13 protein-coding genes are annotated in these 21,534 nt (G+C 60.2%); 7 read left to right on the top strand and 6 right to left on the bottom strand.

What is annotated here, in order from left to right:
* The first annotated feature begins 11 nt into the window (after positions 1–11).
* Positions 12–1,328: a BaiN/RdsA family NAD(P)/FAD-dependent oxidoreductase gene (locus FE782_RS28890; protein ID WP_138197827.1), complete on the top strand. Its 1,317-nt coding sequence runs from the start codon at positions 12–14 to the stop codon at positions 1,326–1,328.
* Between the two features lie 22 nt (positions 1,329–1,350).
* On the opposite strand, the gene FE782_RS28885 is transcribed toward FE782_RS28890, so the two are convergent.
* On the bottom strand, positions 1,351–2,547 hold the full coding sequence (locus FE782_RS28885; RefSeq protein ID WP_138197826.1) for a styrene monooxygenase/indole monooxygenase family protein: 1,197 nt from the start codon (positions 2,545–2,547) through the stop codon (positions 1,351–1,353).
* Positions 2,548–2,759: 212 nt separating this feature from the next.
* Between FE782_RS28885 and FE782_RS28880 the strand changes: the two genes are divergently transcribed.
* Complete coding sequence (locus FE782_RS28880) at positions 2,760–3,431, top strand: response regulator transcription factor (RefSeq protein ID WP_138197825.1); 672 nt, start codon at positions 2,760–2,762, stop codon at positions 3,429–3,431.
* Between the two features lie 29 nt (positions 3,432–3,460).
* A complete protein-coding gene (locus FE782_RS28875; RefSeq protein WP_158299603.1) occupies positions 3,461–6,685 on the top strand; it encodes an ATP-binding protein in 3,225 nt (1,074 codons plus the stop codon).
* Between the two features lie 746 nt (positions 6,686–7,431).
* Here FE782_RS28875 and FE782_RS28870 read toward each other — a convergent pair.
* Positions 7,432–8,514 carry a hypothetical protein gene (locus FE782_RS28870; RefSeq protein ID WP_138197823.1) on the bottom strand — a complete coding sequence of 361 codons (1,083 nt, stop codon included), beginning with the start codon at positions 8,512–8,514 and terminating at the stop codon, positions 7,432–7,434.
* Positions 8,515–8,716: 202 nt separating this feature from the next.
* On the opposite strand from FE782_RS28870, the gene FE782_RS28865 reads away from it, so the two are divergent.
* The 4 genes from FE782_RS28865 to murQ all read left to right on the top strand — a co-directional run bounded on the left by FE782_RS28865 (position 8,717) and on the right by murQ (position 13,310).
* Positions 8,717–10,345, top strand: coding sequence for an extracellular solute-binding protein (locus FE782_RS28865; protein ID WP_238392703.1), 1,629 nt, complete (start codon positions 8,717–8,719; stop codon positions 10,343–10,345).
* A gap of 114 nt (positions 10,346–10,459) precedes the next feature.
* Entirely contained in the window at positions 10,460–11,422 is a 963-nt protein-coding gene (locus FE782_RS28860; protein ID WP_138197822.1) for an ABC transporter permease, read from the top strand.
* A 25-nt stretch (positions 11,423–11,447) separates the two neighbouring features.
* Entirely contained in the window at positions 11,448–12,320 is an 873-nt protein-coding gene (locus tag FE782_RS28855) for a carbohydrate ABC transporter permease (protein ID WP_202914629.1), read from the top strand.
* A 57-nt stretch (positions 12,321–12,377) separates the two neighbouring features.
* Positions 12,378–13,310, top strand: coding sequence for an N-acetylmuramic acid 6-phosphate etherase (gene murQ, locus FE782_RS28850; RefSeq protein WP_138197821.1), 933 nt, complete (start codon positions 12,378–12,380; stop codon positions 13,308–13,310).
* An 81-nt stretch (positions 13,311–13,391) separates the two neighbouring features.
* On the opposite strand, the gene FE782_RS28845 is transcribed toward murQ, so the two are convergent.
* Genes FE782_RS28845 through FE782_RS28830 form a run of 4 tightly spaced genes read right to left on the bottom strand, consistent with a single transcriptional unit; the run spans position 13,392 to position 21,526 of the window.
* Complete coding sequence (locus FE782_RS28845) at positions 13,392–16,127, bottom strand: alpha-mannosidase (protein WP_138197820.1); 2,736 nt, start codon at positions 16,125–16,127, stop codon at positions 13,392–13,394.
* A gap of 18 nt (positions 16,128–16,145) precedes the next feature.
* Positions 16,146–19,259 (bottom strand): alpha-amylase family protein, encoded by a 3,114-nt coding sequence (locus FE782_RS28840; RefSeq protein ID WP_202914630.1) that lies wholly within the window; start codon positions 19,257–19,259, stop codon positions 16,146–16,148.
* A 5-nt stretch (positions 19,260–19,264) separates the two neighbouring features.
* Positions 19,265–20,584, bottom strand: coding sequence for a glycoside hydrolase family 125 protein (locus FE782_RS28835; RefSeq protein ID WP_138197818.1), 1,320 nt, complete (start codon positions 20,582–20,584; stop codon positions 19,265–19,267).
* 24 nt (positions 20,585–20,608) lie between these two features.
* Positions 20,609–21,526, bottom strand: coding sequence for a carbohydrate ABC transporter permease (locus FE782_RS28830; protein WP_138197817.1), 918 nt, complete (start codon positions 21,524–21,526; stop codon positions 20,609–20,611).
* Positions 21,527–21,534 lie beyond the last annotated feature (8 nt).

Raw genomic sequence — 21,534 nt, 5'->3', positions numbered from 1 at the left:
ATCCACCGGATATGTATGACTCTCCCTCTTCAAAGCACCATGAACTGTTTATTATCGGCGCCGGCGCTTCGGGCCTCATGGCCGCCGTCACTGCGCGAGACCTCGGGATCGACGTCGGCATCGTCGAGAGCAACGATAGGGTCGGGAAGAAGGTATTGACGACCGGCAACGGGCGCTGCAATATTACGAACCAATCTACGTTGGCGGGTACGGACGAGGCGGCCGCTTTATCGCAAAAATACCATAGCAGCCAAGCGGAGTTTCCGCTGCCCGTGCTGAAGCAATTCGGCGTTCGGCAAACCGTCGAATTTTTCAACGCGCTCGGCCTTCCGCTGGTCGCGATAGAGAACGGCCGGATGTACCCGATGTCGCTGCAGGCGGCGTCGGTGTTGGAAATTTTCCGAATCGCGCTGGAGGATCGGGACGTCCCGATCTACTTCAAGACCAAAGTGTCGGACGTGAAGGTGTCGACGGGTCATCCGCGGTTCACGATTGTATGTCAGACGGAGGCGGAGGGACAGGTCGTATATACCAGCGATTATCTCTTCCTCTGCACGGGCGGCCTGACCGCTCCGAAAACCGGAACGGACGGCTCCGGTTATACGCTGGCCCAGCGGCTGGGACACACCCTAATCCATCCGGTGCCGGGGATCGTGCAATTGAAGCTGGACTATCCGTATTTGAAGGAGCTGTCCGGCGTCAAATTCGAGGGTTTGGGTCACATCGTCGTAGGCGGCGAATGCATCCGCAGCGAATACGGGGAAATTTTGTTTACGGACTACGGCGCCTCCGGCCCGCCGATTCTCCAGTTAAGCCGGAAGGCCGCGTATCGCCTCGCGAAAGGGGACAAGGTCGTCCTGTCGCTTGAGTTGATGCCGGACCGCACGGAGGAAGAGGTCGTCGATTTTCTGGATACGCACTGGGGCATGTTCGGGCACCGGACGGTCGCGGCTTCCTTCATCGGCATCTTAAACAAGAAGCTGATCCCCGTCCTGTTGAAAGAGGCGGGCATCGATCAGGAGCCGAACCTGCTCTGTCAAGATCTATCGTGGAAAACGAAGAAAATCTTGTATCGACTGATGAAGCAATGGGACTTTCCCGTGCTAGACACGAACGGCTTCGCGAATGCGCAGACGACGGCCGGCGGCATCGATACGACGGAGCTCAAAGCGGGAACGCTGGAATCCAAGCTCGTGCCGGGGCTCTACTTGTGCGGCGAGGTGATGGACGTGGACGGAGATTGCGGCGGCTATAACCTGCAATGGGCCTGGAGCTCCGGCTATGCCGCCGCGATGGCGCTCGCCGACCGTCTGACCGGCGCCGAGTAAGTCCTGCTCCTGTCGAACGAAATCAAGCCTCGAGCATGGAGGAAGCGAAGAACACCCGATGCGCCTGGATCGGATCGAGGAACAGCCCGACGACTTCGTCCGCGACGGCTTGGTTCTGCGTCGCCCGGCCCAACAGCTCCGAGAACGAGTCCGATAGCGGCCCCATCATGCCGTTCGTCCACTCCGTCATCTTCGTCGCGAACTCCCGGGTCCGGTCCCAATACCGCTCGCCGAGGGCGGAATCCCATGTCGCATCCCGATGCTCCGCCAACACGTCGTAGAGCGCCTCCGCGCAATAGGAAGCCGCATTCGCGCCCTGACCGGTGATCGGATCGTTCAGCGCGACGCTGTCGCCGCAGCCGAGCGCCAGCGTGCCGTTCGCCGTCGCGTACGGGATGCGCAGCTCCGGCTTGATCGCGACGCGCATGTAGGCGTTCGGATCGACCAAGCGGAATTCGTTCGGATCGACTCTCTCGCGAATATGGGGGAAATACGCATCCAGCGCGCCCAGCATTTCCTTCGCGAAGACGTCCGGTCCCTTATCCCCTTTGATGCAATCCATCTCGCTTCCCGGGATCGGCTCGAACAAGAGCACGCGCGCCGGACCGTGCCGGGTCATCGTCGACGTCTCGAACAGCTCCCCCAAACCCGGCACGATGTTAAAGGCCATCTTCTGTTCTTCGTCCGGCGCGAGGCCCCGGAACATCCCCGCGGAGCAGACGCGCTGGGGCGCGACGGGCGCGTTGCGGATACGATCGTAGATCGGGAAATCGACGACCGGACCGATCTTGCCGGTGCAGTCGACGATCAGATCGTATTCATCGGCGAACAGGCTAATATCCTCGGGAGACGCCCGTCGCTTCCGGACGTCCGCCCCTTGCCTCTTGAGCCCTTCCTGAAGGGCTGCCAAATATTCCCGCTGATCGATGCTGACGGCTCTGGCGTTCACGCGGCCTTTGAACATTTTCTGTCCGCCCACGAGCAGTTCGATTTCCTTCACGTCATAGACGTCTCCGTACGGCCCGATCCCGAACCGTTCCTCCGTCCGAAGGAACCGGTCGAAGTGAATTTGCGTCGACGGAATGCGGCCGTTCCGAATCTCGTCGGCATTCTTCGCTGCGTACACCGTCACGTCGAACAGATCGTCCTTACGGATGGCGTACGCCAGCGTCAGCGCGGCGATGCCCGCGCCGATCACTGCGATTTTCTTCTTCCTCACTCGTTCATCCTCCTCGCGAATCGTTCGTCATGTGCAATTCTAGTTGGCGGTACGGTCATAAGGATAGTTACCGCCGTCACGACGAGGGTCATGGCGAAGCCTGGCCGAACAGGCTATTCGTCCTGCCCTCGGAAACAAAATCTTCCACATTTCGAAGGATGCACTATAATGAATACCATAGCAGAGGCAGAAAAAAGGATGAGAAAAGACTTATGACCAAGATTCGCATTGTGATCGCCGACGATCAGACGCTGTTGCGAGACGGCTTGCAAACGATTATTAATTTGGAAGAAGACATGGAGGTCGTCGCTTCGGCCGATAACGGCATCGCCGCTATGGAAGCGGTCCGCCGGTTCCGTCCGGATCTCGTCCTTATGGACATCCGCATGCCCGGCATCGACGGCATCGAAGCGACGCGGCGGCTGCTGGACGAGTTTCCCGACCTGGTCGTCGTCGTCTTGACCACCTTCTTGGAGGACCAGTACATCGTGGACAGCATGGCGTACGGTGCAAGCGGTTTCCTCTTGAAGGACATGCCCGGGGACAAAATCATCCAATCGATCCGCGACGCCGCTGCGGGACAGATGATGCTTCCCTCCTCCGTGGCCGGCAAGCTGGCCTCTCGAATTTCGCTTCTCACCTCCGGGTACCACAAGCCCCGCCTCGCCGGTAAGCTGAAGCGGCAAGGCATCGCCTTCACCGATCGGGAGCGGCAAATCATACAGCTGCTGCTCGAAAGCAAGTCGAACAAGGAAATCGCGGGCGCGCTCTTCCTCACCGAAGGCACGGCCAAAAATTACATCAGCATCATTTACCAGAAAATCGGAGTGAACGAACGCTCTAAGGCCATCCACTGCCTTAAGGAGCTCTTCGCCGACGAATGAACGTCCGGGGGGAGGGGCGGGATGGATCGATGACGACTTTCGTTCGCGGCAAGTCATGGCGGCGTCCGCTCATGATCGGGCTGTTCGCGCTGCCGGCCGCAGGGCTGCTTTGGCTCTTTTGGTTTATCGTCTCCTGGAACAGTCTGAACGAAGGCTTCCACAGCTACGACAATTGGGTGTCCTCTCCGGGGTGGGAATACGTGCTTGAGGATATCCCTCGATCCCACGAAGGGTTGCCGGCCCCTCTAGCGGACACGGACTGGAAACCTATAGGGGACAATCTTCCCCAGCAGGTCGTTCCATCCGATTACAAGGGGCATTACTGGCTTCGCGCTCCGCTGCCCGAGAGCTTCCGGGACGAAGGCGAAGGGCGGCAGCTGCTTCTTCGCGGCTTTAAAGCGGTGCAGCTGTTTAGCGATTCGAGGGAAATTTACGAATTCAACATGGAGCCGTACGACTTTAGAGTCAATAAGCATATCCGCTGGGGCTTGGCTCCCTTGGCTTCGGAGGACTTCGGAAAGACGATTTATCTTCGGGTGTACACCGAAGGAGTCGCTCCGAGCTTCGGAAGCGTCCTGGTCGGCCGACCGGACGCCTTTTATTTGGACATGCTTCGGCAGGACGTCCTCCGCGTCGTGCTTTGCGTTTTGTTCCTGTTTTTTTCGATCAGCTCGTTCCTCTTGTTCGCCGTGAACGCCAAGGATACGATTTACTTCCACTTCGCCGTCTTGACGGCGTGCGCCGCCTACGGCAGCGTCAACCGCGCGCCTACGCTGCAGCTGTTCGCCGACCTCCCGCTCTTCGTGTATTTGCAGGACGTCGTCTTCACCGTCGGGGCCGGCGCGCTGTTCGGCTTCTTGAGCCGGATGTACGGGGGCGGCGCGAGCAGGCTGTTCCGCGCGTTCATGCTGTCGTTATGGGGTTTCGCCGCTTTGATTCTCGTCGCCGCGCTCTATCGCGAGCCGACGTACCATCTGCTCGTGGACAAGCTTCTGACCGGCATCCTGTGCGCGTATTTGAGCGTCATGCTCTATCTCATGGTCCGCTCTTATCGGCGGAGCAAGGACCGGGAGACGGTATGGGTGTTCGCGGGGATCGTCCTGCTGCTCGTCTTGGCGGCCGTCTATTACGTGCAAGTGAATGTATACCCATTCGTCCACTTGTTGTACGAGCGGTTCCCGTTCTTCGTGATATACCTTAACGGAGCCCAGTTGACCTTAGGCGTGTTTCTCTTCGTTCTCTGTTTGGGCGCCGTGCTGATTTTGCGATTCGACGATACGCTTCGCCAGATCCGGCGATACGCCGTGGAGCTTGCGGCCAAGAACCTGCAGCTGCAGGAGATCGATCGGATGAAGGACGACTTCCTGGCGCGAACCTCCCACGAGCTCCGCACGCCGTTGTTCGGGATCACCGGCATGGCGGAATCGCTCTTGGACCGATCCGCGACGACCGATCCGGAGGATCGAAAGCGCCTGTCGCTCATCGTCGCCAGCGGCCGCCGGCTGACGCGGCTCGTGAACGACATCCTCGATCTGTCGAAGCTGCGGCACAACGATCTCCGTTTGACCGTGCGTCCCGTCGATCTGCGGAAGACGGCGGAAGCCGTCGCCGCGCTGCTGCAGCCCCAAGCCAAGGCCAAAGGGCTCGTCATCCGCTGCGCCATTCCCGCGGAACTGCCTCCCGTCATGGCCGACGAAGACCGGGTCGAGCAAATTTTATACAATCTGCTCGGCAACGCCGTGAAGTTCTCGACCGAGGGAGACATTACGATCTACGCCGCCCCGGACGAGTCGGACGCGGGATTCCTGCGGATCTCGGTCTCGGACAACGGACTAGGCATCCCGGAGAACGACCGGGAGCGCATCTTCGAACGGTTCCGCCAAAGCCGCCATACCGAGGAGCAAGGGATCGGCGGGACGGGGCTGGGGCTGACGATCAGCAAGCAGCTTGCTGAGCTGCATGGCGGGCGGCTCGACGTGGAGTCGGAGCTTGGCGTCGGCAGCACGTTTACGTTCACGCTGCCGCTGTGGCCGGAGGAGGCGGCGGCGGGGGCAGCGGCGGCGCCTGCGCCGGATGGGGCCGGGCGGCCGCTCGAGCCAGAACGCACGCCGGCGCTCGCCGGAACGGACGAGCCCGAGCCGCGGATTTCGGCGCCGCAGCAGCCGGTTTCGCCGGCCGCGGAGCGAAGAACGGTTCTCGTCATCGACGACGAACCCGCGAATTTGGAAGTGCTGGCCGTCCATCTTTCGCCGTCGTATCGGGTCGTGGCGCACGCGCACCCTTCCCAAGCGCTGACGGCGTTGGAAGAGGGACTGAGGCCCGATCTGATCATTACCGACGTTATGATGCCCGGCATGAGCGGGTACGAGCTGAGCCGTCGTATTCGCCGCACGCACGGGGAGGCCGATCTCCCGATCCTCATGCTGACGGCGAGGAGCTTGCCGGAAGACTTGGCGGAAGGCTTCCGCTCCGGCGCGAACGACTATGTCACGAAGCCTGTCGCGAAGCAAGAGCTGCTCGCCCGGGTGAACCTGCACCTGAAGATTACCGAGCTGAATCGGTCTCTCGAGGAGAAGGTGCAAGAGCGGACCGCCGAGCTGGAGCAGCGCAATCGCGAGCTGCAGTTTTCCATCCACGAGACGATCGAAGCGCTTCGAGAGATCGTCGCGTTGGAGGAGCGCAATCGGATCGCTCACGAAATCCACGATTCGGTCGGCCACACGATGACGGCCACCGTTATGCAGCTGGAAGCCACCAAACGTCTGCTCGCCGTCGATCGGGAGCTGGCGCTCGAGAAGCTCTCCGCGGCGCAAGGCTTGGTCCGCGACAGCTTGGACCAAATTCGGTCGGCCGTCCGGATGCTGAAGGACGACGTGGCGAAGACGGACTTGCGGGAATCGCTCACCAAGCTGCTCTCCGAAACGCAGGACATCACCGGCGTGTCGGTAGACGTCCGGATCGATGCGCTGCCGGAGCTCCCGCCGCTGTACCGGAAGGTCGTCTTCCACGCGCTGCAGGAAGGGTTAACCAACGGACTGAAGCACGGCGGCGGCAGCGCCTTCGCCTTCCGGCTGTATGCGGAGAACGGGCAGCTGCGCTTCTCGCTGAAAAACAACGGCGCCCCGTACGGCGATACGCCGTTCGGCTTCGGGTTAACCGCCATGCGGGAGCGGGTCGTGCAGCTGGGCGGCTCGCTTCAGGTGACCGACGCCCCCGGCTGGGGCTGCGATCTCCGCATCGTATTACCGATATGAACCCCCTGCATCATTTCCCGTCGTTGTAATGCCGTCGGAGACGGATTGGCTTCCTTCCGGGATTGCCGGGCCATTATCGGCCTGGCGGTTCCCCGGGGGCATCCCCCGCCTCCTTAGGCACTCCACTCTATCCCCCTCCGGCGATCCGCCCGCGGGGAGGAACTGCTCAAAATTTGCGCTCTTTTCCCCGAACTGCTCAAATTTCGACACCATTTCGCTCTTGTGCGCCCCGTTCCACCTCCCCATGCTTTACGCTCCCGCGACACCGCTATCGGGTACTCCTCCCACAAGGTTGAACTGCTCTAAATTTGCGCTTATTTCCACTAACTGCTCAAATTTTGACGCCATTTCGCTCTTATGCGCCCCGTTTCATCTCCCCATGCTCTACGCTCCCGCGACACCGCCATCGGGTACTCCTCCCCCAAGATGGAACTGCTCAAAATTTGCGCTCATTTCCACTAACTGCTCGAATTTTGACACCATTTCGCTCTTGTGCGCCCCGTTTCATCTCCCCATGTTCTACGCTCCCGCGACGCTGCCATCGGGTACTCCTCCCACAAGGAGGAACTGCTCAAAATTTGCGCTCATTTCCCCAAACTGCTCAAATTTTGACACCATTTCGCTCATGTGCGCCCCATTCCACCTCCCCATGCTCATCCCCCCCCCGCACTGCTTCCCCTCTACATCGCCGCAACAAAGAAAAAACCGCCAAGCACTTTAATGTGCACCGACGGTTCCATCATCCTCTATGGTTCGTTTCGAGTTTCGGCGGACGACAGCCGCTCCTGGTAGCTCCCCACGACCTGCGCGTACTCTTCCAGCTCCGTAACGGAGCTCGGATCGTCCACGACGCCTTTCCGCTTCTCCTGCATTTCCTTGATCCTTAGCGATTCGGACTTCGTCTCCTCGATCAGCTGCCGTTCGCGCTCCAACAGCTGTTGCAGCATCGGGTGCCCCGGAGGAAGCTCCTTCGCGAGCCGCTCCAGCTGCCGATCGATCCAAGCCCGCTGCGCGTTCAATCTCGCCAGCTCGCGCATAGACTCCTCGATCTTCTCGCGCATCGAGTCGACCGCGCGCACGAACGCTCCCCCTTTCAGCCGCGTCGCCGCCTGCTCCCGCAATGCGGCTTCCGCGGCAGACTTCGCATCGTCGGACAGGCCGGCCGAGTCCAATCGCCGGCTCGCCTCCGACTGCCAATCGGCTACGGCGGCGCCGTAAGTCTTCGTATCGCCTCCCGCGATCGCCGGGGCGGCGCCGAGGATGTCGCGAATCGCTCCGCTCAGCCGGACGACGTCCGTAAAGCTCATCGACTCCATGCGATTCGAGGCCGCATACTTCGCGGCAAGCAGCTCCTCTACGCTTCCCGCGCCGGACGCCGAAGCCGACTTGGCGTCTTGCGCCATCGCGAGCAGATGCGACTTGAACGCTTGCCGATCGAACCGGTCGACGGCTTCGCCGTATCGGCCGGAGCCGAAGTCGAAGAAGACGTCGAACGTCCCCGAAAGCCGGTCCGCCGCTTCCGCGGCGACTTCGTCGTACACCTCGTCCAACATCGTAAGCCATTCGTCCTTCGAGTCGGCCGCTCCGCCGGATTCGATCTCGGTCCTCAAGGCCCCGTATCGTTCCGCCAGCCTCTGAAGGAACGTGCCGTCCGCCGGTCCGCCGTCCGTCGAAGACCGAAGACGCTGCAGAAAATCGAACTTCGTGTAAGCGACCGGACTGATCGCGATCGGCGTCAACGCCCTAAGGTCCGGCACAGTCCCGACCTGCGCCGCCGAAGTCTTCCCTTGCACGGCGAAGAAAGCGGGCGAAATCCCCTGAATGTTCATGTTGCACCTCGACGAAAACGGAAATATTTGGTCTTTCCCACCATTGATTATCGGTTTAACAATTCCAAAATGTAATAAGGAAAAGATCGTGAAATAAAATTTCACAATAATCGTTGACTGGTGAAATAAAATAATGCTATGATTCGTGATGTAAGCGGTTCACGGATTCCAATTCAAAGGTTTAGGGAGGTCATTTAAGCGTATGTACAAGAAAAAGCTGGTTTCCACCACAGTCGTGCTCGGTCTGATGATGTCTACGCTTCTTGCCTGCAACGCCGGCAGCGGCGGCAACGGCGGCACCACCGGCGAAGGCACAACGCCAAGCCCATCGAACGAAGGCAATACGTCCGGCGGCGCGACGACCGAAGCGGAAGGACCGCTCAAATTATCGCTCTACTATGCCGACAACGCGACGCTCCCGTTTAAGGAAGACTGGCTGATCGTTCAGGAGTGGGAGAAGCGCTACAACGTGGACTTATCCTTCGAAGTCATTCCGGTAGCCGACTATGCGACGAAGGTGTCCCTTGCATTGAACACGGGCACGAACGTACCGGACGTCATCCTGTATCAAACCACGAAGGGCGAAAACGCATCCCTCGCGCTCAACGGCGCGATCGTCCCGATCAGCGACTACGCCGACTGGACGCCGAACTTCAACGCCCGCGTCGAAGAGTTCGGCCTGCAGGAGCAAATCGCGGCGCTCGAGCTGAAGGACGGCAAGCGCTATTACCTCCCTTCGCTGTTCGATAAGCCGTTCTACGACGGCGGCCTGATTCTGCGGGAAGATCTGTTGCAAAAATACGGGCTGCCGGCGCCGAAAACGTTCGACGACCTGTACGCCGTCCTCAAGAAATTCAAAGAAGAAAACCCGGATTCGTACCCTCTGACGATTCTTGCCGGCCCTCGCGTCTTGTACCGGATGACGATGCCGTCTTACGGCGTCAGCGTCGGCAAGAACGGCGCTTCCGGCACGAACACGCTCAGCTGGGATTACGAGAAGCAAGAATACTTCCCGGGCGCTATCAGCGACCAGTACAAACAATACATGACATACCTCGCGAAGCTGTATAAGGAAGGCCTGCTCGATCCGGAGATGGCCGAACCGATCGACGGCGACAAGTGGGCGCAGAAGATGGCGACGGGCAAGTCGTTCGCATCCTACGCGTATTACGATCAGATCGGCGGCATCGAGGCGTCGGCGACGGAAGAGGGCTTCAACCTCCAGATGTACCCGCCGCTCCAAGGTCCGGCCGGCGCGCATCACCAGCCGAAGAGCAGCACGGGCTCCGGCATCCTGTTCCCGAAGAAGACGGCCGAGCGCGACGACTTCGAACGCATCGTCCGCACGATCGACGAGATGTTCTTCTCCGAGGAAGGCGCGAAGCTTGCAAGCTCCGGCGTCGAAGGCGTCACGTACACGATGGACGGCGACAAGATCAAGTATGCCGACGATCTTACGAGCTCCGCGGACGGCATCTATAAGTCGATGCAGCTCAAGTACGGCTTCGGCGCGGATCCGCTCCAGCTCGTATGGGTGAACGCCCGCGAGATGACGAAGTACGACGAGAACTACCTGCAAATCAACGCGACGGTCGCGGCGATGGACGAAGCGATTCAAGCGATTCCGCCGAGCCCGATGTTCGACGACATGACGGCCGAGGAAGCCGGCTCGCTCCAGACGCCGCTCGCCGATACGTTCGAAATTTGGGCGGACGCGTTCCTGACCGGCAAGAAGGATCTGAACGCGGATTGGGATCAGTACGTCACAGAGATGAAGAACCTGCAAATCGAGAAGTTCGCTCAGCTGTACAACGATAATATGAAGAAGTAATTCGTAAGTTACGGAACAAGGGCCTGCCCTCCGAATGTAGTCGCGGTTGGACGACATGTTCAGGCAGGCCCTGTTCTATGATTCGCAATTTACAACAAGAAGCAGGTGAAGGATATGGCCGATACGTCCATCCGCTCGACCGGCGCGCAGCCTTCCGTCGGGTCATCCCCGGGGTCGCGCTCCCGCCACTTCCGACGTTACTGGCAGTTGTACGTCATGCTGGTCATCCCGTTGGTCCATTTTCTATTGTTCAAATACGCGCCGCTCGTCGGCAATATCTTGGCGTTCCGCCGCTTCCGGCCGGGGATGGGACCGTTCGGTACCGATTGGGTCGGATTCGCCTACTTCGAACGGTTTTTCGGGGATCCCTCCTTCTGGCGGGCGTTCGGCAATACGTTGGTGCTTTCCTTCGGGAACATCTTGATCAATTTTCCGATTCCGATTATTTTCGCTTTGCTGCTCTACGAGGTGCGCAACGCCCGGTTCCGTAAATTCGTGCAGACGATCTCGTACATGCCCCGATTTATCTCCACGGTGGTGGTCATCGCCATCCTGGGCGAAATTTTGTCTCCCAGCTCCGGACTGCTCAACCGCATCCTGGAGCAAGTATTCGGCATGGAGCCGATTTACTTCGTCAACGAACCGCAATATTTCCGGCCCATCTATATTTTAACCGAGACGTGGCAATTTACCGGCTGGACGGCCATCATCTATCTCGCGGCCATCACCGGCATTAACCGGGAGATGTTCGAGGCGGCGGATATCGACGGCGCCAACCGTTTCCAAAAAATCATATACGTAACGATCCCGTCGATCATGTCCACGATCATGATCATGCTTATCTTGAACGTCGGTTCGCTGCTCAGCCTCGGCTTCGAGAAGGTGCTGCTGCTTTACACGCCTTCGAACGCCATGGTCAGCGACATTATCGATACGCTCGTCTACCGCACGGGCTTAATGAATCAGAACTACTCGTATGCGACGGCCATCGGCTTGTTCAGCGGCGTCATCGGCGTCATCCTCGTCTCCGGGACGAACTGGCTCAGCAAGAAGGTATCCGGCGAAAGCATCTATTAACGATCGGGGAAAGGAGGATCCGCGCGTGGTCCAGCAACGAAAGCTTCATTCCATGACGTTCGTCGACCTGGTCATCAATTTTATCATGATTTTGGTCGTCCTGATTTGCATCGTGCCTTTCATCTACATGCTGGCGATGTCCTTGTCCAGCCCGTCCGCGATCGTCAATAACCAAGTGTCGCTATGGCCGGTGGGCTTTAACGTCCAAGCGTATATTCAAATTTTCACGTATCCGAACTTCTTCCGGGCGTATGGAAATACGTTGTATTACACCGTGGCGGGCACGTTGATCGCCCTGTTCATGACGACACTCTTCGCCTATGCGTTGTCCAAGAGTTTCCTGAAGGGACAGCGAATCGTCATGAAGCTGGTCGTATTCTCCATGTTTTTCTCGGGAGGACTTATCCCGACCTACTTGCTCATTTCGAACCTGCATCTGACCGGCACGGCGTGGGCGATGCTGCTGCCGTTCGCGATCAACCAGTTCAACCTGATCATTCTGATCAACTTCTTCCGGGCCGTCCCTTCGGAAATCGAAGAGGCCGCCATTATCGACGGTTTGGATTACTTCGGCATCTTGCGCCAGATCATCGTGCCGCTGTCCACGCCCGCGCTGGCGACCATCGGCTTGTACACGGCCGTCTTCTTCTGGAACGACTGGTTTAACGGCTTGATCTACTTGAATACGAGTCAGTACCCGGTCATGCTGTTCCTGCGCAATATCGTCAACGGGACGACTATGGTCGGCGACGGCGCCGGTTCGGCGGACAAGAGCACGATCGCCATGTCGATCAAGTCAGCGGTCATCATCACCTCCACCTTGCCGATCATCATTCTGTACCCTCTGCTGCAGCGCTTCTTCGTAGCGGGACTGATCGTAGGATCGGTCAAGGGCTAGAGCGAGCGGCGCAATGACGACCAGGTTATCTACACAGCAGAAAAGGATGGATGAACGATGACTTCGTACTTCGCGAAATTGACGACCGAGAAGATCAACCCCGCTACGCAATTTATCGACGAGTGCGAAACCCGGGATATGCTCATGCTGATCAACGACGAGGACCAGCTCGTCCCCCTCGCGGTCCGCAAGGAGATCGAATCGATCGCAGCGGCGGTAGACCGAATCTATGAATCCCTCAAAGACGGCGGCCGAATGTTTTACGTCGGGGCCGGCTCCTCCGGGCGTCTCGGCGTCCTGGACGCGAGCGAATGCCCGCCGACGTACGGCACGGCGCCGGAGCTGGTGCAGGCGTACATCGCCGGCGGGGACGGCGCGCTGCGCACGGCCGTGGAAGGCTGCGAGGACGACGCGGACGCCGGCGCGCGGCTGATGGACGAGAAGGGCGTCACGTCCAAGGACGTGGTCGTCGGCATCACCGCCAGCGGCTCCACCCCTTACGTCCTGGGCGCCGTCCGCCGCGCGAAGGAGCTCGGCGCCGGCACCGTCGGCGTCACGACGAATCCGCACACCCGCATCGGCGAAGCGTGCGACATCTGCATCGCGCCGGTGGTCGGCCCCGAAGTCGTCGCCGGTTCCACCCGGATGAAGAGCGGCACCGCGCAGAAGCTCGTGCTCAACATGCTGACGACCGGCGTCATGATCAAGCTGGGGAAAGTATATAACAACCTGATGGTCGACCTCCGGGCAAGCAATACGAAGCTGTACGACCGCTCGATCCGCATGGTGCGCACGAGCACCGGCGCCTCGGAAGAGCGAGCGGTCGAAGCGTTGGAGCAAGCCAATATGCACGTCAAGACGGCGATTCTCATGATCGAAACCGGCGCGAACGCCGGGGAAGCCGCCGACCTGCTGCTGCGTCACGACGGCCGGCTGAAGGCGGCGATCCGCGCCGCGAAGGGCGCATTGCCACCCGCCAAGGCGGAATGAACCCGACGTGCCCGTGCCTGAATAAACGCCGAAGTCCGGTTCCATCAAGGCTTGTCGCCTTGGCGGAACCGGACTTCTTGTTTATTTCTTATGGAAACCGATCGTCATGATTTCGCAAGGTCCGATCGACAGCGTGCAACGGCCTTCGGCATCCGTCACCACAATGTCGCCGACTCGCTCCAAGACGTCGCTCTTGTAGGCTTGTTCGACGCCTTGGCCGAGATCGAGAGCGACATCGGAAGCCTCCCCGGTCAGGTTATACCAACGAACGGTCGCATCCCCGCTGTCTTCGCTGAACTTGAGCGAGGAGAACGCGACTCCGTCTCCTTCCCAACGAATCGGAGCATAGCCCGATGCGACGGCGCCCGGATGCACGCCGGTCTGGCATACGGTCCACGGCGCTTGGAATTGGTAGGCCTCCGCATAAGCGCCCGTCCGAGCGCCGTCTCCGGCGTGCGGAATGATCTCCAAGCGGAACGCGTGGTCTCCGAGGCATTGCGCTTCCGGCGTCGGGAACACGCCCCAATCGCCTAATTCCGCAACCGAGCGGAGCAAGGTGACCGCGATCGTATTGCGTCCGTCCCGTGCGATTTCGTATTCATGCAATCCGAGGTTCGCGATCGTCAGCCCGCCGCGCTCGTCGCTTACGTCGACGAACGCCTGCTGATGATGGCAATAGCTCGGATTCGTCCATTCGGCGGAAGGCTCGTTATCGCGCGCCGCCACTTCGAAGATCGAATCCGCCCGATGCCGCTTCGTCGATAAATCCGTAGGGAACAACGCCCGTACGCGATGGTCCTTGGCCCGGTTCGTAAACGAGGTCTCGATTTCGACCCCTTTGCCGTAACGGCCCAAGCTCACCCGCGTGCGAATCGTAAGGGGCACCGTCCGCTCGACTCGCCCCGCTTGCCGATCGGGGAAATAGACGGCTTCCCGCATCTCCTCTTCGAAGCGCTCGTCCGCCGAAGCCGGCACATGCCAGTCGTGGACGATCTCGATCGTCGCGCGATCCGGCCGATCCAAGACCGTCCGGATCGTTGCGGACAGCCCCTTGGTCGTAAGGCCCGCTTCTCCGTTAGGCTGCTTGTACATGTATTCGTTCCCGATATCTCCGGTGTCTTCGTACACGCATAGGTCGGAATACGTCCGGCCGGTCGTCTTGTCCGTCACCCGCAGCGCGCCGTCGTCGCCGATCTCGACGCGGAGCCGATCGTTCTCCATCGAACGATCGCCCCGCAGCAAGGAATCCGACGACGACGCCCCGGCGGCTTCCTTCGACCGCACGAGCGCATATGCCGCGACCCCGAGGGCCGGCACGCTCGCGGCTTCGAACGTAACCTTCGCCTTGCGCGCCCAGTACGGCTGACGGAACTTATCGTCCGGCAGGTCGTATCCGAAGCGAACCCCGAGATCCTCCATCTCGAACGGGATCGCCTCTCCGGAGGCGTTCACCAGCCGGCGGTCCGCAAGCTCGACCGACTTCATTCGCCGGATCATCTCAGCCTGCGGGACCCCGTCCCGGTAATACAGCCGCTCGAGCTCGAGCTCGACCTCGACGGCGCCGCTGCGCGCCCATCCCGTCGTGTTGAACACGACGAACGGCACCGCGTCGGCGCCGAACGTCGCGAAGCCGGACGTGTCGACCGCTTCGGCGACGTAACGCTTGCTCTCCTCCGCGATCGCTTCGGCCACATGCCGGCTCTTGTCGAAGCGGGCGATCATCTCCCGATGAACCTCGTCCACGCTGCAGCCGCAGATGCTGTCGTGCGGGTGATTTTGCATCAGCGTCTTCCACGCATACGTGAACAGATGATGCGGATACGGCTTCCCGAGCAAAGCGGCGAACGCGGCGAGCGGCTCGGCCACCTTCTCCAGCATCGCTTGACCCGTCTGGTTCATCTGCTTCAAATACACCCTTGCGGAAGCCGTGTTCACGAGCGTTCCCCAGCCGTCCGTGCGCTGGCTGCGAAGCTCGCCCTTGACGACGGACAACCGTTCCGGCAGCGACCGCTTGAGCGCCGCCAAATATTCCTCGAAGGACGAATGGACGAACGCCGTATCCGGATACAGCTCGCGGGCGAGTCGGAGCGCCGCCGATAAATCCTTCTGAACCGGCTGGTGATCGCAGCCGTTCATGAACAGCAGCTGCCCGGTCGACGCATATTTCTCCGCGTCGGCCAGTTTTCGATCCCAATACGCCTTCGCCTCTTCCGGAGACGCCGGAACCTCGTTCCCGTTGCTGTACCAGTTGGCGAACAACAACCCCAATACTTGCGAGCCGTCCGGACCTTCCCAGATCAACTCCGAGAAGGAGGATTCGTAATCGCCGTCCGCCACCGTGTTGTTAAAGCCCGTCGGCTTCACGCCCCGGCCGAATACCGCGTTGTCGATCCCCGCTTGCTTCATGATTTGCGGCGCTTGCCCGATGTTCCCGAACGTGTCCGGGAAGTAGCCGACCTTCTCGATCGCGCCGTACCGGCGGGCGTCTTGATGCCCGATCAGCAGATTGCGCAAGTTCGCCTCGGAGCTCGTCAGGAACGCGTCCTGCAAGATGTACCAAGGACCGATGCGGATCCGCCCTTCGCGAATCCAACGTTCGAGCTCTTCCTTCCGCTCGGGGCGAACCTGCAGATAGTCTTCCAAGATAATCGTCTGCCCGTCCAGGTGGAAGCTCTTATAGTCCGGATCGGTTCGAAGCGTCTCGAATAAGTCGTCCATCAATTGAATCAATCGAACATGATGCCTCTCGTAAGGCAAGTACCATTCCCGATCCCAGTGCGTATGGGATACGAGATGCGCGGTTCGTTGCGCGGTCATCGTTGGGCAGCCTCCTCTTTACTCGCCGTCGACGGCGATCGCTACTTCCTCCGGGCGGTACGCGGCCGTCACTCGGCCGTCCGCGTCGCATGCGAACAGCACGGAGCGTTCCTTCGCCAACAGGAACGAGTACGTGCGGTTCGTCTCCGGGTCCTTCACCTTCACGGCCGCGTCGTGCCCGAATTCCGATACGAAGATCAGGAGCGATCCTTCGTCGAATCGAAGCTTCCTACCGTATACGCCGGGAAGGCGCCCGCCTTCCAGCCATTCCAGGTCGCTCCCGCAGCCGGCCGCGCGCAGCGCGTACCGATACAGCGCGAGGATCGGCTCCGACCGGTCGTTCAGCTCTACCGGCAGCGGACTCCAGACGAGCCGCCCGCCGCCGAGCGGAACGTCGAGCACGCGGTCGGCCGCCTCCGAAGACGGCTCCGCCGGAACCTCCTTCCACGCTTCGGCGATCCGTCGGTTCCCGAACGACGCCGGGACGATCTCGCCCCCGACGTCGAGCGCCTCCTCCCGCAGCACGTTGCGCAAGCCGCGGCGGCCCAGCGTCCGCGTCAGCCGCTCGGACGTTCGCCAATACGCGTCGAGCCCGGCGGGTCCGGTGAGCAGCAGGACGGCGCCGGTGCGATCGGCGATGTCCGTCAGCTTCGCGAACGCGGCGTCGTCCATATTGTGCGGGCTCGGCACCATGATCAGCTTCGCGGGCGCTTGCTCCAGCGCGTCGAGGTGATATTCCCCTACCGCGCGGAACGGCACCTTCAGCTCGTAAGCCAACGCGCGCGTCAGCCGCGTCGTGGCGTCGAACGCCAGCTTTCGATTGGAGAAGTCGTTCGAATACGGGAATACGACGGCCACATCCTCCAGCCGGCGACCTCGGAACAGCTCCCGGATCTCGTTCATGAACCGCCCGAAGTCGTACGAGACGTTCGCCTCCGGCTTCTCCGTGCCGTCGGCGCGCAAGGCGCCGATATGGGACTCGTTCGCGTTATCCATATAGAAGTTCGTGTTCCAGATCCATTGTACCGCGCCGGCGCCGCCGGCGGCGAATGCATAGGCGTACTTCCGCTCGAGAATGTTCCGCAGCTCGAGCTCCGACCGCTTGGCGCGTCCCTCCGGCGTCTCCACGTACATGATCCCGGTTTCCTGGATCAAATTCGGCTTCTCCGCCGTCTTGGCGAAGATGCCGTCCCAGACCAGGTGGTCGTTAAGCCACCATGAATGGACCGTCGTATAATCGACCGCCTCGGCATAGAAGAATGGGGACGGACGCTGAGCGCCCAACGCTTCGTCCTGCCCTACCGTCACGAGATGGCGCGGACACTCCGCTTTGATCGCGTCGTAGAGCTGCTTCGCCCACCGATTGTGCATCTCCATCGAAAACAACGCATAATCGAGCCAGCGCGTCCCTCTCTTCCCCTGATGCATATCTTGGACGTCGAAGTTAATCTCTTCGGGCTCCGGCAGGCGGGCGGCGTCGAAATTCGGAAGCTGCCCCGGCGTCATATTCCATCGCGCCTGCAGCGCTTCGATGTCGCCGTGCCGCTCCTTCAGCCATGCGGAGAACGCCTCTTGCTCGAATCGATCGCGGCAGGACCGCGGACCGTTCGAGAAGATGCGCGCCGGGTCGAACATGGAAGGCTCGTTGATCAAGTCCCAATCGACGTTCGTCGTATCCTTGTGGCGGGAGACGATCGATTGGATGAACCGCTTCTGCGCTTCCACGCTGCGCGGATCCAAATAAGGGTTGACCCCTTCCCAAGTCTCCGGCGTGAACGAGAAGAACGTGAACGTCACCTGGAGATCATGCTTCTTCGCCGTCATCAGGAAGGCGTCGATCGAGCGAAGCGCCTCCTCCGACGCATGGCCGTCGACCTGCATGATATTGCGATAAGCGGTCCAGATTCCGGTACGAATCCAATTGATCCCCGCCTTGCGCATCTGCGCCATGTCCCGATCCCAGACGGCCGCGTTCGGCAAAAACAAAAACTTCCGCGCCACGTCGGACGTCATATACGTCATCCCGACGACCGGAAGCGGCTTGCCGTCCTTCTCGAAATAATCCCGACCGGCCGACACGGGAGTTCCTTCCGCAAGCATCGCCTCGTCGCGTCCCCAGAAGCCTTGACGGAGCGTGCGCGTTTCCCCGTCCGCCGAGACGGCAACGCATTCCACCCGGTAAAACCCTCGCTCGACGCCGATCGGAACCGTCACGCGGGTAATGCTCTGCCGCTCCGTCGCCAAGACGGACAGCTCCCGACGCCATACGGGCTCCGCCGCGTTCGACGCATGCCATACGGTTATGGCGAACGTCCATTCCTTCGGCTCCGAACCGCCAAGCCGCCCGAGACGCTGCGTCTGCAGCGTCAGCATCGGCCGTTCGCCGAGCTCGTAGGAAGCATAGTTCGGCTTCAGCCAAAGCTCGGTCGCGCCCGCCGCGCAATACTCGGCCCATTCGGCTAATGCGTCGACGCCTCCGTTCGCCCAAAACCGCGCCTCCGCCGGTTGAGTGACGAACAACCAGCGTCCTCCCGCGAACTCGCCTTTCGTATGCTCCCACAGCACCGCGGGTGCGGCGACTTCGCGTCCCGCCGCGGAAATCCCCTTCAGCACCGGATACAGATGAGCGTCCATCGGTCCCGCCGAACCCATCTGATGCGGAAGATCGCTGCTCTTGGAGACGTGAGGGACCAAGTTCCACGTCTCCGCCGGCGCGAACAACGATTCCTTCCCGGCGAAGATCGGGACGTCGCCCAGCGCCTCGAAGCGATCGATCGGGCTCGAATCGACGGCAAGCGTCTCGTGGATGCGCAGCTCCCGGTGGTAGGCGGTTTGTTCCGGCTCCGCCGCCCACAGGCCGCCGGACTCCAGGACGGGCCGCTTGAAAGGCGCTCCGCCGACGCTGATCAATCCGCCGCCTCGAGCGAGATACGCAAGGATGTCTTCCCAAGCCGCTTTCGGAAAATACGGCGCATGCAGCGTCACGAAGCATCCGCCGGAAGAGGCGCGAAGCGCCGCCGACAGCTCGCGCGCGCCGACCACCGTGCCGATCGCCCGCAGCGCGTCCGGATCCGGACGCGCATGCTCCGCGCCCGGAAACTCGACGTCGTAGAATATAATCGTATCCTTCATTCGGCTCACAAGATCCCTTCTTTCATCGCGCGGTACACTAGCTGCGAAAACAGACTGTTGGACCAGGCGAACCATTTCCGCGTAAAGCTCGTCGGATCGTCCGCATGGAAGCCCTCATGCATATACCCCGTATCCGCATCCGTCGCCTCCAGCATCGCGATCGTCTCAAGCTTCTCTTCCGCCGTCGTCGCCGTTAACCCCTGCATCGACAACGCCATATGCCAGATGTAGCCGGGCGGCGTGTGCGGGCTGCCGATCCCCTTCGCCGCTTTCCCCTCGTAATAGAACGGATTGCTCTTGCTCAGGGCGAATCTGCGCGTATTGCGATAGATCGGATCGTCCGCCGCCGCGTAGCCGAGATACGGGATAGACATCAGACCCGGCGTGCCGGCGTCGTCCATCAGGCAGTAGTTGCCGAATCCGTCGGTTTCGTAGGCATAGATCGGCCCGAATTCCGGATGCCGATAGATGCCGTATAATTGAATCCCGTGATCCACGTCCGCCTCCAGCTTCGTCAGCTCCTTCACGAGCGCCATATCCCGGAACACCCACTCCGCCATCTCGCGCATGTATCGCAGCGCGACCGCGGCGAACATGTTGGCGGGAATGTTGTAGTGGAAATCGCAAGCGTCGTCGCTGGAGCGGAAGCCGGACCAGATCATGCCTGTGTAATTGACCGGCATCCCCAGCCCGCCGTTGCGCAGCGAGTCCGTCGGGATGCCGTTATCCCGCGCGAAGCGGTACGGCGAGAGCTCGAAGTGGCGCTGCTCCGTTTTCCATAAATCTACGATTCTCAGCATCGCTTTCTTGAAGTTCGCGTCGAAGATGTCCGTTCTTTCGGTTTCCTGCCAATACAAATACGCCAGGCGAATCGTGAAGCAGATGGAATCGAGCTCGAATTTGCGCTCCCACACCCAAGGCGACATCTCCGTCTCGTCGGTCGCGTTCCAGTGCCAATCGTTCGCCGTTTCGTTGAACGCGTTCGCATAAGGATCGATGAGGATCATCTCGATATGCCGCCGAATCAAGCCGCCGACGATCCGCTGCAGGTCCGCGTCCCGCTTCGCGAACGGAAGATAATGCACGACCTGCTCCACGGAATCGCGAAGCCACATCGCCGGGATATCCCCCGTAATGACGAACGTCGTTCCGTCGTCGGTCAGCTTGGTCGTCGTCGTCAGCGTGTTGGGAAAGCAGTTCAAAAACTGGCGAAGCAGCTTCGGACGATGAGCCAGCTTCTCTTCCGCTTCCCGGCACACGGCTTGGATCGATTCGGGCAGCGGCAGCTCCGGCATCGGAATTTTCGGTAATCTAAATTGTTCCATGTGTGTTGGTTCCTCCAGGACGAATTATTCTTTCACCGCGCCGATCGTCAAGCCTTGAATGAAATACCGCTGGAAGAACGGGTAGGCGAGCACGATCGGTCCGGTCGCCAGCACGACCATCGCCATCCGAGACGTATCCTGCGGCAGCGATTGGAGAATCCCGGCGTTGATCGACGCGTTGGACGTGTTCTGAAGCAGGAACGACATGCTGTTTTCGATCCGCATCAGCATCGATTGCAGCGGCACGAGGCCCGGATCGTCGATGTACAGCAGGGCGTTGAACCAATCGTTCCAGTATCCCAGCGTGCTGAACAATCCGATCGTAGCCAGACCCGGGAGCGACAACGGAAGGACCAGAGTGGTGAAAATGCGGAACTCGCTCGCCCCGTCGATTTTCCCGGACTCGATAATCGCATCCGGCACCGACGTCACGAAGAACGTACGCATGATCATGATATAAAAGGCGTTGACCGCCATCGGAAGGATGAGCGCCCACACCGTATCCTTCAAGTCCAACAACTGCGTGACGACGATGTAAGTCGGCACCAAGCCGCCGTTGAACAGCATCGTGAAGAAAGCCAAGAACGAAAAGAAGTTTCGGTATTTAAAGCTCTTCCTCGAGATCGCATACGCGAACAAGGCGATGAACACCATGCTGACGATCGTGCCTACGACGGTCACGAAGATCGTCACTCCGTAAGATCTGAACAGCTGTTCCCCGGTCAACAAAATATAACGGTACGCTTCCAAACTCCATTTCTCCGGAAACAGCGAGTATCCGTTCCTAGCCAATGTGCTCTCGTCCGTGAAGGAAATGATGATGACGAACACGAAGGGGAATACGCACGCGAAGGTGAACAATCCGGCGATCGCATGGAAGATGGCATTCCCCACGGGAGAGATCCGGTGGAAATCGCGGTTTTTTTTGGTTACGGCCAACATCTGATTCC

The sequence above is a fragment of the Paenibacillus antri genome, from assembly GCF_005765165.1.
Classification (GTDB): domain Bacteria; phylum Bacillota; class Bacilli; order Paenibacillales; family YIM-B00363; genus Paenibacillus_AE; species Paenibacillus_AE antri.
Note: the sequence above shows the minus strand (reverse complement) of the source record. Positions and strands in the feature narration are given on the sequence as shown.

What these genes read in the sequence shown, in the direction of transcription:
- FE782_RS28875 (WP_158299603.1), top strand. Translation starts at nt 3,461, where the DNA reads ATGACGACTTTCGTTCGCGGCAAGTCATGGCGGCGTCCGCTCATGATC.
- FE782_RS28840 (WP_202914630.1), bottom strand. Translation starts at nt 19,259, where the DNA reads ATGAAGGATACGATTATATTCTACGACGTCGAGTTTCCGGGCGCGGAG.
- FE782_RS28870 (WP_138197823.1), bottom strand. Translation starts at nt 8,514, where the DNA reads ATGAACATTCAGGGGATTTCGCCCGCTTTCTTCGCCGTGCAAGGGAAG.
- FE782_RS28890 (WP_138197827.1), top strand. Translation starts at nt 12, where the DNA reads ATGTATGACTCTCCCTCTTCAAAGCACCATGAACTGTTTATTATCGGC.
- FE782_RS28865 (WP_238392703.1), top strand. Translation starts at nt 8,717, where the DNA reads ATGTACAAGAAAAAGCTGGTTTCCACCACAGTCGTGCTCGGTCTGATG.
- FE782_RS28835 (WP_138197818.1), bottom strand. Translation starts at nt 20,584, where the DNA reads ATGGAACAATTTAGATTACCGAAAATTCCGATGCCGGAGCTGCCGCTG.
- FE782_RS28845 (WP_138197820.1), bottom strand. Translation starts at nt 16,127, where the DNA reads ATGACCGCGCAACGAACCGCGCATCTCGTATCCCATACGCACTGGGAT.
- FE782_RS28830 (WP_138197817.1), bottom strand. Translation starts at nt 21,526, where the DNA reads ATGTTGGCCGTAACCAAAAAAAACCGCGATTTCCACCGGATCTCTCCC.
- FE782_RS28880 (WP_138197825.1), top strand. Translation starts at nt 2,760, where the DNA reads ATGACCAAGATTCGCATTGTGATCGCCGACGATCAGACGCTGTTGCGA.
- FE782_RS28860 (WP_138197822.1), top strand. Translation starts at nt 10,460, where the DNA reads ATGGCCGATACGTCCATCCGCTCGACCGGCGCGCAGCCTTCCGTCGGG.
- murQ (WP_138197821.1), top strand. Translation starts at nt 12,378, where the DNA reads ATGACTTCGTACTTCGCGAAATTGACGACCGAGAAGATCAACCCCGCT.